The sequence below is a fragment of the Priestia sp. JSM ZJ58 genome (assembly GCF_044383985.1).
GTDB lineage: Bacteria > Bacillota > Bacilli > Bacillales > Bacillaceae_H > Priestia > Priestia zanthoxyli.
Map to the genome: position 1 here is coordinate 159,873 of NZ_JBISEM010000001.1, position 13,588 is coordinate 173,460.

A 13,588-nucleotide genomic window follows, 5' to 3' on the forward strand; every position below is an offset into this window, starting at 1 on the left:
CCGGAGATTCCGTTAACTTGAATGAAGTGAACTGTATACGTCTGTGTATATAGTTAACAAGGGTGGTAACGCGACTAATCCTCGTCCCTTTTTTGGGAGGAGGTTTTTTTATTTGTCATTTTTTACGTTAAAAGGAGGAATAAGTGATGAAAGAACGTTTACAAGAACTTCAACAAGAAGCAATTGCAAAAGTCGAAGCAGCAAGTGCTTTAAAAGAATTAAACGACGTACGCGTAGCTTATTTAGGAAAGAAAGGCCCTATCACAGAAGTACTTCGCGGTATGGGAAAACTTTCAGCTGAAGAGCGCCCTGTAATGGGAGCACTTGCAAATGAAGTACGTGAAGCGATTGCATCTAAAATTGAAGAAAAACAAACGGCGTTAGAAGCAGCCGAGGTAGAGCGTAAACTTGCTTCAGAAACAATTGACGTAACGCTGCCGGGACGCCCGGTTAAAGCAGGTACGCATCACCCGCTCACAAGCGTGGTTGAAGAAGTAGAAGATTTATTCTTAGGAATGGGCTATGAAGTAGCAGAAGGACCAGAAGTAGAGCAGGACTACTATAATTTCGAAGCGCTGAACTTGCCAAAAGGTCACCCAGCACGTGATATGCAAGATACGTTCTATATTACGGAAGAAACGCTTCTTCGTACGCATACATCAACTGTTCAAGCTCGTGTTATGAACAAGAATGAAGGCAAAGGACCTGTTAAAATTATTTGCCCAGGTAAAGTGTACCGCCGCGATGACGATGATGCTACGCACTCACATCAATTTATGCAAATTGAAGGTCTTGTAGTAGACGAAAACATTCGTATGAGCGATTTAAAAGGCACGCTTGAAGTATTTGTGAAAAAGATGTTCGGTGCAGACCGTGAAATTCGTCTTCGTCCAAGTTTCTTCCCATTCACTGAGCCGTCTGTAGAAGTAGACGTATCGTGTGCAAAATGTGGAGGTAAAGGCTGTAATGTATGTAAACAAACAGGCTGGATTGAAATTTTAGGAGCCGGTATGGTTCATCCAAATGTTCTTGAAATGGCTGGATACGATTCAACTAAATATCGTGGTTTTGCTTTTGGAATCGGTGTAGAGCGTATTGCTATGTTAAAACACGGCGTGGATGATATTCGTCATTTCTATACAAATGATGTTCGTTTCTTAGATCAATTTAAACAAGTATAAAGGAGGGACTACGATGTTTGTATCTTATCGTTGGTTACAAGAGTATGTTGACTTATCAGGCGTAACGGCAGAAGAGTTAGCTGATAAAATCACAAAAAGTGGAATTGAAGTTGAAGGTGTAGAAAACTTAAATAAAGGCATCAGCGGAGTGGTAATTGGTCACGTTGTAGAACGTGAACAGCATCCAAATGCGGATAAATTAAGCCGCTGTCAAGTAGATCTTGGCGGAGGAGAAATCGTTCAAATCGTGTGCGGAGCACCTAACGTGGCACAAGGTCAAAAAGTAGCGGTTGCAAAAGTGGGAGCTGTACTTCCAGGTAACTTTAAAATCAAGCGTGCTAAGCTTCGCGGTGAAGAATCGAACGGTATGATTTGTTCTCTTCAAGAGCTTGGCATTGAAAGCAAGCTTGTGGCAAAAGATTATCAAGAAGGCATCTTCGTCTTCCCAAGTGATGCTGAAGTAGGAGCGGATGCGCTAGATGCATTAAACTTAAACGATGAAGTATTAGAACTAGGGCTAACACCAAACCGTTCAGACTGCTTAAGTATGTTAGGTGTAGCACATGAGGTGGCTGCTATTTTACGTCGTGAAGTGAAGTATCCGTCAGTAAACGTGCAAACGTCTGATGAGCAAGCAGCTGATTATATTTCCGTTAAAGTAGAGGCAAAAGAAGACAATCCCCTTTACGTAGCGCGCGTTGTGAAAAACGTAAAAATTGCTCCGTCACCATTATGGATGCAAACGCGTTTAATGGCAGCTGGTATTCGACCTCATAACAACGTTGTTGATATTACCAACTATATTTTGCTTGAATACGGCCAGCCGCTGCATGCTTTTGACTATGATCGTCTTGGTTCAAAAGAAATTGTTGTACGTCACGCGTCAGAAGGCGAGAAGTTTGTAACGCTTGACGATCAAGAGCGCGTATTAAAAGGCAATCAGCTTGTTATTACAAACGGCAGTGAACCGGTAGCTCTTGCAGGTGTAATGGGGGGAGCAAACTCTGAAGTAAAAGACGATACGGTAAATGTTCTTATTGAATCAGCTTACTTCAAAGGTTTAACAGTTCGTCAAGCTTCCAAAGACCACGGTCTTCGCAGTGAGGCAAGTGCTCGTTTTGAAAAAGGAATTGATCCTAACCGTACGCGTGTAGCTGCTGACCGCGCAGCAGAATTAATGGCTGAATACGCTTCAGGTGAAGTGGTAAGCGGTACTGTAGAAGTAGATACACTAACTGTGGAACCTGCTGTTGTAGCTGTGTCACTTGGACGTATTAACAATGTGCTTGGTACAGAACTATCGATGGAAGAAGTACAAGATATTATGAACCGTCTTCAATTTGAAAGCAAAGTCGAAGATGAAACCATCGTTGTAACGGTACCGACTCGTCGAGGCGATATTACAATTGAAGAAGATATCGTGGAGGAAGTAGCGCGCATGTATGGCTATGACAACCTTCCTACAACGCTTCCTGTAACAGTGGCAACTCCAGGAAAATTAACAGAGTATCAGCTTGGACGCCGTAAAGTTCGCCGTTTCTTAGAGGGAGCAGGGCTAGCGCAAACAACAACCTATTCGTTAACGAGCGCTGAAAAAGCTACTCAGTTTGCACTCAATGCAACAAGTACGATTGGTTTAGCAATGCCGATGAGTGAAGATCGCAGTATCCTTCGTCAAAGCTTAGTGCCTCATTTACTTGAAGCAGTGAAGCACAATAATGCTCGTCAATCGGATTCTATTGCGCTATACGAAACAGGCTCAGTGTTCTTATCTAAAGGTGAAGGGGAATTACCGGATGAGCAGGAGCGCGTAGCTGGTGCAATCACGGGTCTATGGCATGCTCACGGCTGGCAAGGTGAAAAGAAAGTCGTTGATTTCTATGTGATTAAAGGTGTACTAGAAGGGTTATTTGCACAGCTTGGTTTAGAGAAACGAATCTCATATGCTCCCGTTAAAAAAGACGGTATGCACCCTGGACGTACAGCGGCTGTATGGTTAGATGAAAAAGAAATTGGATACGTGGGTCAAGTTCATCCTGTTGCTCAGAAACAGTATGGCCTTCGTGAAACATACGTGTTTGAATTACACCTTCAAGAGCTATTAGCTGCAGATGTCGAAGAAGTTCGTTATTCAGCTATTCCAAGATTCCCATCTATTACACGTGATATTGCACTTGTTGTAGATAAAAACGTTCTTGCAGGAGAAGTTCAGCGCGTCATCTATACGACGGGCGGAGAACTTTTAAAAGACGTGACAGTATTTGATCTATATGAAGGCGAGCGTATGGAAGAAGGCAAGAAATCTGTAGCTTTCTCTTTACGTTACTTAGATCCTGAACGTACATTAACAGATGAAGAAGTAGCAAAAGCACATGGTGCAGTTTTAGAAGCTGTTGAAAAAGAATTTGGTGCAACGCTTCGTTCATAAGAATAAAAAAAGAGATGTGGATTTCCACATCTCTTATTTTTTAGCTAATTTTAAAGCTTTTTCTGTATTAGCAAAATGGATTTTAGCTAAAGAGTTCAGCGCATTGACGCCATGTTTTTTAATAATTTTAGCAGCGGCGATATCAACTTGTGCTCCAGCTCCGCGAGGAATGACCATCCCCGTCTTTTCCGTTAGTAAATCCATTTGTTTTAAAAATGCGTATCTGGCAATAATGGAAGCAGCGGCTACAGATAAATGAACGCTTTCTCCTTTTGTACTGAAAAAGACATTTTCTTTGATAATCTCTTTTTCCTTTACGATGTGTTTATAATAGGTGTTTTTTTCAACAAACTGGTCAATTAAAATCGCATCAGGTTTTTCAGAATCCAATTTTTTTAACACGTTGGATAAAGCTTTGTTGTGCAACAGAGCTTTCATTTTACCTTGTGACATGCCTTTTTCTTGAAATGCATTATACTTTTCGTTATGTAAGACAAGCAAACTGTAAGGAATAAACGAAACAAGCTGCTTGGCAATTTCAATGATTTTAGCATCCGTTAACTCTTTTGAATCTCGTACTCCTAATTCTTTTAACAAAGGAAGCTGCTCTTTTTGAACATAGGCAGCAACTACGGTCATGGGACCAAAATAATCTCCCGTTCCTACTTCATCAGAACCAATGACCGATAGTGAACTGAAGTTTGATGGGAGATGTGAGACGGGAGCCTTTTTAGAAGCATCTAAAGGACCTCCCCACTTAGCTGCTTCTGTTTCAGCTTCTTTTCCTTGAAAAAGTACTTTTCCAGAGCGGTATGCAGTGATAGAACAGCCGGGAGTTTTAGCCGAAAAAATACTTCCCTGCGGCAATTTAGGCTGCAAATAGGATGTGTAATGAAGCTTCATTTTAGCTATCTGATCAGCTGATACCTTAATAACAGCATGTGACATAATGCTTCACTCCTTTCGGGGTATTTTAGTTTACTTTATAAGCACTATCCCTTATGATAGCTTAAATATAGATATGTTTCCATTGAAGTCTTCTTCGTGGTATGATAGGGATTAGGATTTTTCGTGGAACGGAGGATTTTCTCGTGTCAAGACAAGATAAAACACGTGCGACAGTTGACATCTTTGGTCAGCAGTACAGCATCGTCGGTAGCGAAAGTACAAGCCATATTCGACTTGTCGCCTCTATAGTGGATGAAAAAATGCGTGAAATCAGTACTAAAAACCCTTCTTTAGATATCAATAAATTAGCAGTATTAACAGCTGTGAATGCTGTACACGAATATATAAAACTGAAAGAAGACTATGAGAGACTTGAACAAAAACTTTATGGAAAAGAGGAATGACTGAGTCAATGCTTAATATCATTTTAATTATATTGCTTCTTTTAGGCTTTGTAACAGGTCTTAAAAGAGGATTTATTTTGCAGCTCATTCATATTGTCAGTTTTGCGGTTTCGTTTATCGTCGCTTATATGTTTAGTGGAGATTTGGCAAGCCGACTTCGCTTGTTGATTCCGTTTCCAGACAATATTCAGCAGCAAAGTGTCGCATCGTTTGTATTTGATTCTGGAACGATAGAAGACGCTTTTTATCGAATGATTGCATTTGCGATTTTATTTTTTGCTACTCACATTGTACTTCGCCTTGCAGGCTCTGTTTTAACGGCTTTAACCGAACTGCCAATTCTGCGCCAGTTAAATAAATGGGGCGGAGGTGCACTTGGATTCGTTGAAGTGTATATCATCGTTTTTATTTTGTTATACATTGGAGCCGTGATTCCTGTAAGTGAAATTCAAACGCCAATTCAACAGTCTTCAATTGCAATCAATATCGTACAAAATACTCCATACTTATCGTCTGCCATTCAAGATTTGTGGACTCAGTATGGTGTAATGTAATGAAATTACAATAGCTTGTTGAGAGGGTGTGTCGAAAGTGTCATAATACTTTTGAGATACCCTCTTTTTTTATCGCAGTCTGTTCTGCGGTTTTCACGGAGATAAAAGTATGTCTAGATAAAAATTTGAGAGAGTACATATGTCACTCATCATGTTTTGAAAGTTTCGTTATTATGATAATAGGCTGGTGAAAAGATATGAATAAAAAGGATATTATTAAATTGTTAGAAACAATTGCTACATATATGGAATTAAAAGGAGATAACCCTTTTAAAATTTCTGCTTTTCGAAAAGCAGCTGCAGCGCTAGAAATGGACGAGAGAACGCTGACAGAGATTGAGGATTTTACCAAGCTCCAAGGGATTGGTAAAGGAACGGCTGCAGTTATTACAGAGTATATGGAAACAAATGAGTCAAGCGTACTAGAAGAACTAAAGCAAGAAGTTCCTGAAGGACTTATTCCTCTGCTTAAGCTGCCGGGGCTTGGAGGTAAAAAAATCGCTAAATTATATAAAGAGCTAGATATTAAAGACATGGAATCACTGCATCAGGCCTGTATGGAAAATCGAGTGCAGGGACTAAGCGGTTTTGGTAAAAAGACGGAAGAGAAAATTATCGCTGCTATTGAGGAGTTTGGGAAACGTCCTGATCGTTTGCCTCTTGCTTTTATGCTTCCAATAGCAGAAGAAATTTTAGAAGCCCTTAAACATATGCATAGCATTGAGCGTTTTTCTCAAGCAGGGAGCATTCGCCGCATGAGAGAAACTGTAAAAGATCTTGATTTTATTATTTCAACAGCTGAGCCTCATGCTGTCCGTGAACAGCTAGTATCGCTGCCAAATGTGAAGGATGTCATTGCAAATGGAGATACAAAAGTATCGGTAACGTTAGCCTATGAGTACGATGTGTCCGTGGATTTTCGTCTTGTAGAAGATAAAGCGTTTGCCACGACGCTTCATCATTTTACAGGATCAAAAGATCATAATGTGCGCATGCGTCAATTAGCAAAAGAACGCGGTGAAAAAATTAGCGAGTATGGCGTTGAAAATGCGGAGACAGGCGAAGTTATGACATTTGAGTCTGAACAAGCATTCTATGAACATTTTGGGCTGTCTTTTATTCCGCCGGAACTTCGTGAAGATGGAACGGAAGTAGATGCATTTATAAAACCTCAAACACTTGTGACCTACGGTGCGGTAAAAGGTGATTTGCATATGCACTCCACGTGGAGCGACGGGGCGTATTCAATTGAAGAAATGGCGGAAGCATGTCGCGCGCGAGGCTATGAATACATGGCGATTACAGACCACTCTCAGTATTTAAAAGTAGCTAACGGTCTAACGCCTGAACGCATTCGCAAACAGCGTGAAGAAATTAATCGTTTAAACGCACAGTTCGATGATTTTACAATACTAGCAGGAATTGAAATGGATATTTTGCCCGATGCAACACTTGATTATGATGATGAAATGCTAGCTGAGCTAGATTTTGTTATTGCGTCCATTCACTCTAGTTTTTCACAATCACGCGAAGAAATTATGAATCGTTTAAAGCAAGCGTTAAATAATGTTCATGTAGATTTAATCGCTCATCCGACCGGTCGTTTGATTGGTCGCCGCAACGGATATGATGTAGATATTGATATGCTAATTGAATTAGCTAAGGAAACAAAAACGGCTCTTGAACTAAACGCGAATCCAAACCGTTTAGATTTAGCCGCTGAGCACATAAAAAAAGCACAAGAGGCAGGAGTTAAAATTGCAATTAATACAGATGCTCACAATCTAGACATGCTAGAGCATATGGAAATTGGAATATCTACGGGAATTAAAGGCTGGCTTAAACCAGAAACGGTATTAAATACGTATAGCCTCAAAGAATTAACCGCCTTTTTAAATCGACATAAATAAGCAACAGGAGGAATCAGTTTTGCAATCACGTATTTTCCATGTACTAGAGTTTAATAAAGTTAAGGAACAGCTTCAGAAAAAAGTAGCTTCTTCTTTAGGCCGAGAAAAAGTAGCGAATTTGATTCCCTCGACTCAGTATGAAGAAGTAGTCAAATGGCAGGAAGCAACAGATGAAGCTACAACCGTGCTGCGATTGCGTGGCAACGTACCGCTAGGAGGCATCTTTGACGTTCGACCTAGCGTAAAGCGCGCTGAAATTGGAGGAACGCTAAGCTCTAATGAACTTCTTGATGTAGCAAGTACTATTTATGCTGCAAGACAAGTCAAGCAATTTATCGAGCAAGTAGTAGAAGACGAAGATTTACAGCTTCCAATTATAACTGAACATATCGAAAAACTAATGCCTCTTCCTGAGGTAGAACAAACAATTAAAATGAGCATTGATGAGAATGGCACAGTACTAGACGGTGCAAGCGACCAGCTAAGAGGCATTCGTCAAAAACTTCGCTCGACGGAGTCTCGTATTCGCGAAAAGCTAGAAAGTCTTATTCGCTCCTCGTCTGCTCAGAAAATGTTGTCAGATGCGATTGTTACCATTCGAAACGAACGTTTCGTTATTCCTGTTAAGCAAGAATATCGCAGTGCGTATGGAGGCATTGTGCACGATCAGTCTTCATCTGGAGCAACGTTATTTATTGAGCCACAGGCGATTGTGACGTTAAATAATGAGCTTCAAGAAGTAAAAGTAAAAGAAAAACAAGAAATTGAGCGTATTCTTATTGCTCTAACCGTTCAGGTAGCGGAAGTGGCAAATGAACTCCGTCAAAACGTTTATTTGTTAGGTGAGCTGGACTTCATGTTTGCTAAAGGGCGCTATAGCCATGAGCTAAAAGCTTCAAAACCTAAAATGAACGATCGAGGCTATATTAAGTTAGTGAAGGCAAAACATCCTCTTATTGCACAGGAAGATGTCGTTGCAAATGATATTGAGCTAGGTGATCAATATACGTCTATCGTTATTACAGGACCAAATACCGGCGGTAAAACCGTAACGTTAAAAACACTTGGGTTATTCACATTAATGGCTCAAGCAGGTTTGCAGATTCCTGCGCTGGATGGATCGGAAATGGCTGTGTTTAAACACGTATTTGCTGATATTGGAGATGAGCAGTCCATTGAACAAAGTCTGAGTACCTTTTCATCTCATATGGTCAACATTGTAGATATTTTACAAAAAGTAGATCATGAAAGTCTGGTCTTGTTCGATGAATTGGGAGCCGGAACAGATCCCCAAGAAGGTGCAGCGCTTGCGATTTCGATTTTAGATCAAGTATATGAAAGAGGCGCTCGCGTAGTTGCGACTACTCACTATCCTGAATTAAAAGCGTACGGCTATAACCGTGAAGGAGTGGTCAATGCTAGCGTAGAGTTCGATATTGAAACATTGAGCCCTACTTACAAGCTGCTGATTGGTGTACCGGGTCGAAGCAATGCTTTTGAAATTTCAAAACGTTTAGGTTTAAGTGCAGAAGTAATTGAACGTGCCAAAGGCTATATTGGCTCAGAAACAAATAAAGTAGAAAATATGATCGCTTCTCTTGAAGATAGCCGCCGTCAATCTGAACATGAGCTAGAAGAAGCTGAACAGCTAAGAAAAGAGGCTCAGAAGCTTCATAAAGAATTACAGAGTCAGATTATTGAGTTTAATGAAAAACGAGATAAGCTGTACGAAAAAGCTGAAGAAAAAGCTCAAGCCACAGTTCAAGCAGCATCTGAAGAAGCAGAGAAAATCATTAGCGATTTGCGTAAAATGAGTCAAAAAAATCATGCGCTTGTAAAAGAGCATGAATTGATTGAAGCACGTAAGCGTCTAGAAGATGCAGTTCCAACTCTTGAAAAAAGTAAAAAGAAACCGGCTGTGCCGAAAAAACAAGAGCGCACTCTTCAAGCTGGAGATGAAGTGAAAGTCTTAAGCTGGGGACAAAAAGGAACGCTTGTGGAACGAGTAAGTAATAATGAATGGCAAGTGCAAATGGGAATCATGAAAATGAAGGTGAAAGAAAAAGATCTCGAATATATTAGTTCCCCAAAACCTGTAGAAACAAAGCCGCTTGCTACGGTAAAAGGAAAAGATTATCATGTAAATCTAGAACTGGATTTAAGAGGAGAGCGCTATGAAAATGCGCTGATTCGAGTTGAAAAATATATTGATGATGCTTTGTTAGCCAACTATCCGCGCGTTTCGATTATCCACGGTAAAGGAACCGGAGCTCTTCGTAAAGGTGTACAGGAATATTTGAAAAATCATCGTTCTGTTAAAAATATTCGTTTCGGAGAAGCTTCTGAAGGAGGTTCTGGCGTTACGGTTGTGGAATTTAAGTAAAAGAATGCTGAGATAAAGGTGTCAGTGGATGCGCTGAACAAGCATATATGAAGATGGAAAATCCGACATGGCTCATGAACTATGTTGGGTTTTCTATCTCTTTTAAGAACGATGCAAGTAAAGGAAAGAGACCTGTCAGTTCATTACGTGGAGTGTAATATAAATTAGGAGTGATGCAAAAATGAGGGATTTTTGGAAAGACCCGTATATTGAATCCGCCGCTTATTACAGCGTGGTTGTCTTGAGCATTGTCGTCTTTCTTGTTGTGTTTGAGCTCGTTACTAAATATAAGAATTGGGAAGAGATTCAAAAAGGAAATATGGCTGTTGCGATGGCAACAGGTGGGAAAATATTTGGATTAGCTAATATTTTTCGCTATTCGATTGAGCACAACGACAATTTGTTAAGAATGCTTGGATGGGGAATATATGGGTTTGTTCTTTTACTAGTCAGCTATTTTATTTTCGAATTTTTGACGCCGAAATTTCGAATCGATGATGAAATTGAACAAGATAACAGAGCCGTTGGGTTTATTTCACTTGTTATTTCAATCGGTATGTCCTATGTAATAGGAGCAGGGATAGGATAGGAGAGAGTCATGGAGAAGTTAGCGAAAATTTTACTCATTTTATGCGGAGTGTTTATGCTTATTGGTCTTATCTATTTATCTATATAGCTTTTCCTAACATTGTGATGACAGCAAAAAAGCTGGCCTTAAAGCAGGTCAGCTTTTTTAATGATTACTTCCATACATCTTCAGCAATTGAAATCACGTGCTTTACTTTATCCCATTGCTGTTCTTCAGTTAGTAAATTTCCTTCTTCTGTAGAAGCAAATCCGCACTGGGGACTCAAACAAATTTGATCAAGAGAAACAAATTCTGCCGCTTCAGCAATTCGTTTTTTCACTGCTTCAGGATCTTCTAAATCTCCAAATTTTGATGTGATAAGACCAAGGACAATCTGAAGGTCATTTCGCTTTACATGTCGAAGAGGTTGGAATCCTCCTGAGCGTTCATCATCAAATTCTAAAAATAGTCCATCTACGTTTAACTGACTGAAAATAGCTTTTGACGCATTTTCATATCCGCCGCTTGCTGTATAAGTAGACTGGAAATTCCCTCTGCAAATATGCATTGTAATAACCATATCATCTGGCTTATGCGCAATGGATTCATTGATCGCATCCGTAAAACGTTTCAGTAATTCTTGGGGCGTAAATCCTTTTGACGCGATTTGTTCTTGTCCTTTTTCTGAGAAAAAGACCGCCCACGCAGTATCATCTAACTGTAAATAGCGGCATCCAGCATCATAAAATGCTTGAATGGCTTTTTGATATGTTTTAACTAAATCAGCAAAAAATACATCCGTATCCGAGTAAGCAGACTCTTCAATATGACCTCTGAAAAACAGCATATTGGGACTTGGAATGGTGAACTTAGCCACGTGTTCTTTTCCGGCCGCTTGATGAAGAAATTTATAATCTTCAATCATAGGGTGGTGATTAAAATCTAGTTTTCCAGTAACTTTTATACCGTGAGCTTTTGTTTGGACCCCGTGAAACTGAATTCCCGACTCTGCTTCGTAAAGTTCTACGCCCACAAGTTCTGATAGAAAATCAAAGTGCCACCACGCACGGCGAAACTCACCGTCTGTTATGGCTTTTAATCCAATTTGTTTTTGCTTTTCTACGAGCTTACTAATTTCTTCATCTTCAATTGCTCGAAGCTGTTTCTTTGTCATTTCCCCGTTTTCTACCTGTAATCGTGCTTGCTTGATACGCTCAGGACGCAAAAAGCTTCCAACGTGATCTGCTTTGAACGGTCCTTTAGTCAATGTTGTTATCAATTCATACAGCTCCTTAAAAAAAATCTAATTTTTATTATATACAAAAAATTCGGATAATGTACAGGGATAAATCCAATTTTTATTTATTACGCTGCAGGATGAAAGAGTGATTAGACAGGAAAGAGAACATTCAATAACGATTGCATCTAAAAAAAGAATGAACTATAATTTTAATTAGAAAATTCTAATTTTTTATTTTTTTGAGGGAGAGGATACGTGTGGAATCCACCGAAAAGATATGGCTTTCTCAATACCCAGAGGAAATATCTGCTACGCTTCATTATGAGCAAAAAAATTTAGCACAGCTTTTTGAAGAAGCAGTTCAAAAAGCCCCTAAAAAAAACGCAATCTATTTTCTAGGGAAAAAAATGACGTTTTCCCAACTGCATCAAGATTCTTTGAAACTGTCATCTTACCTTATTGAACTGGGATTAAAAAAAGGGGATAGAGTAGCCATTATGCTTCCAAATTGCCCTCAAGCTGTCATTTCCTTTTATGCAGTTCTTCTTGCCGGAGGAGTAGTCGTTCAAACAAACCCTTTGTATACGGAAAGGGAGTTAGAGTATCAGCTGAATGATTCAGAAGCGACCATGATTATTGCACTCGATTTGCTATATCCGCGTGTAGTAAAAATGAAAGCGTTAACAAGTGTAAAACACGTAGTCATCACCTCTATTCAAGACTATCTCCCATTTCCCAAAAACATAATTTATCCATTTATTCAGCGCAAACAGCAGAAGATAAGCGTGGATGTGAGTCATACGGAGACTACTCATTTATTTAAACGCATTATAAGTGAATCCTCTCCAGCAGTATGTAATGCTGAGGGAATTTCAGACGAAGATATCGCGATTTTGCAATACACCGGGGGAACAACAGGTTTTCCAAAAGGAGTCATGCTTACTCATAAAAACTTGGTAGCCAATGCAACGATGTGTTCACATTGGTTATACCGCTGCAAGCATGGAGAAGAAAAAGTGCTTGGAATTATCCCGTTTTTTCATGTGTATGGTTTAACAACGGTTCTGGTTCTATCGGTTTTGCAAAACTACGAGATGGTGCTTCTGCCTAAATTTGATGCAAAAACGACGCTCAAAACCATTCATAAGCAGCAGCCTACTTTATTTCCAGGTGCTCCGACAATTTACATCGCATTATTAAACCATCCTGATTTAGCAAAATACAACCTATCTTCTATTGATTCATGTATGAGCGGTTCGGCTCCTCTTCCTGTGGAAGTGCAGGAGCAGTTTGAAAAGCTCACTGGAGGTAAACTAGTGGAAGGATATGGATTGACGGAAACCTCTCCTGTTACTCATGCTAATTTTCTTTGGAAAGAGAGAATACCAGGAAGCATTGGAGTGCCTTGGCCAGACACAGATGCCAAAATTCTCTCGTTTGAAACAGGTAAAGAAGCTGCTGTAAGCGAAGTAGGAGAAATTGCGGTTAAAGGTCCTCAGGTCATGAAAGGATATTGGAAGCAGCCTGAAGAAACGGAGGCTGTTATGCGAGACGGGTGGTTGCTAACAGGTGATGTTGGCTATATGGATGATAAAGGTTATTTTTATGTAGTAGATCGAAAGAAAGATATTATTATTGCCGGGGGATATAATATCTATCCTCGAGAAGTTGAAGAAGTATTATATGAGCATGAAAAAATTCAAGAAGCTGTAGTGGTAGGTGTTCCTGACCCATATAGAGGAGAAACAGTGAAGGCTTACATTGTATTAAAAAATGGTGTAAGATGTACTGAAGAAGAGTTAAATGAGTTTTCTAGAAAGTATTTAGCTGCTTATAAAGTTCCGCGCCTTTATGAATTTCGAAATGAGCTTCCAAAAACAGCGGTCGGGAAGATTCTGCGACGAGCGCTGATTGAAGAAGAAAATGAAAAGCATAAAAAGGCGACGTAATCGATCGTCGCCTTTGATTTTTT

At 39.8% G+C, this 13,588-nt stretch carries 10 protein-coding genes and 1 other annotated feature (1 of these 11 running past the window's edge); of the genes, 8 read left to right on the top strand and 2 right to left on the bottom strand.

Annotated features, from left to right (window positions below; all coding sequences use genetic code 11):
• Positions 1 to 92 (top strand) — a binding site (T-box leader) (it extends 144 nt beyond the left edge of the window).
• 54 nt (positions 93 to 146) lie between these two features.
• Both pheS and pheT read left to right on the top strand, forming a co-directional pair.
• The gene (gene pheS / locus ACH6EI_RS00800; protein ID WP_014458064.1) at positions 147 to 1,181 is read left to right on the top strand and encodes a phenylalanine--tRNA ligase subunit alpha; all 1,035 of its coding nucleotides are present in this window, start codon (positions 147 to 149) and stop codon (positions 1,179 to 1,181) included.
• A gap of 13 nt (positions 1,182 to 1,194) precedes the next feature.
• On the top strand, positions 1,195 to 3,609 hold the full coding sequence (gene pheT, locus ACH6EI_RS00805) for a phenylalanine--tRNA ligase subunit beta (RefSeq protein WP_028411765.1): 2,415 nt from the start codon (positions 1,195 to 1,197) through the stop codon (positions 3,607 to 3,609).
• Between the two features lie 33 nt (positions 3,610 to 3,642).
• Here pheT and rnhC read toward each other — a convergent pair whose 3' ends face one another.
• Positions 3,643 to 4,557, bottom strand: a complete 915-nt coding sequence (gene rnhC, locus ACH6EI_RS00810; protein ID WP_099331321.1) for a ribonuclease HIII — start codon at positions 4,555 to 4,557, stop codon at positions 3,643 to 3,645.
• Between the two features lie 143 nt (positions 4,558 to 4,700).
• On the opposite strand from rnhC, the gene zapA reads away from it, so the two are divergent.
• The 5 genes from zapA (at position 4,701) to ACH6EI_RS00835 (ending at position 10,397) form a co-directional block, all read left to right on the top strand.
• Positions 4,701 to 4,961, top strand: coding sequence for a cell division protein ZapA (gene zapA / locus ACH6EI_RS00815; protein ID WP_013059415.1), 261 nt, complete (start codon positions 4,701 to 4,703; stop codon positions 4,959 to 4,961).
• Positions 4,958 to 5,515 carry a CvpA family protein gene (locus ACH6EI_RS00820; RefSeq protein WP_014458067.1) on the top strand — a complete coding sequence of 186 codons (558 nt, stop codon included), beginning with the start codon at positions 4,958 to 4,960 and terminating at the stop codon, positions 5,513 to 5,515. The genes zapA and ACH6EI_RS00820 overlap by 4 nt, the downstream gene beginning before the upstream one ends.
• 197 nt (positions 5,516 to 5,712) lie before the next feature.
• Positions 5,713 to 7,425 (top strand): DNA polymerase/3'-5' exonuclease PolX, encoded by a 1,713-nt coding sequence (gene polX, locus ACH6EI_RS00825; RefSeq protein ID WP_108674325.1) that lies wholly within the window; start codon positions 5,713 to 5,715, stop codon positions 7,423 to 7,425.
• A 19-nt stretch (positions 7,426 to 7,444) separates the two neighbouring features.
• Positions 7,445 to 9,808, top strand: coding sequence for an endonuclease MutS2 (locus tag ACH6EI_RS00830; protein ID WP_108674324.1), 2,364 nt, complete (start codon positions 7,445 to 7,447; stop codon positions 9,806 to 9,808).
• Between the two features lie 181 nt (positions 9,809 to 9,989).
• The gene (locus ACH6EI_RS00835; protein ID WP_013059411.1) at positions 9,990 to 10,397 is read left to right on the top strand and encodes a DUF350 domain-containing protein; all 408 of its coding nucleotides are present in this window, start codon (positions 9,990 to 9,992) and stop codon (positions 10,395 to 10,397) included.
• 151 nt (positions 10,398 to 10,548) lie between these two features.
• Here ACH6EI_RS00835 and ACH6EI_RS00840 read toward each other — a convergent pair whose 3' ends face one another.
• Positions 10,549 to 11,655: a 5-methyltetrahydropteroyltriglutamate--homocysteine S-methyltransferase gene (locus ACH6EI_RS00840; RefSeq protein ID WP_099000514.1), complete on the bottom strand. Its 1,107-nt coding sequence runs from the start codon at positions 11,653 to 11,655 to the stop codon at positions 10,549 to 10,551.
• 218 nt (positions 11,656 to 11,873) lie between these two features.
• Between ACH6EI_RS00840 and ACH6EI_RS00845 the strand changes: the two genes are divergently transcribed.
• On the top strand, positions 11,874 to 13,565 hold the full coding sequence (locus ACH6EI_RS00845; protein ID WP_098626995.1) for an AMP-binding protein: 1,692 nt from the start codon (positions 11,874 to 11,876) through the stop codon (positions 13,563 to 13,565).
• The last annotated feature ends 23 nt before the right edge of the window (positions 13,566 to 13,588 follow it).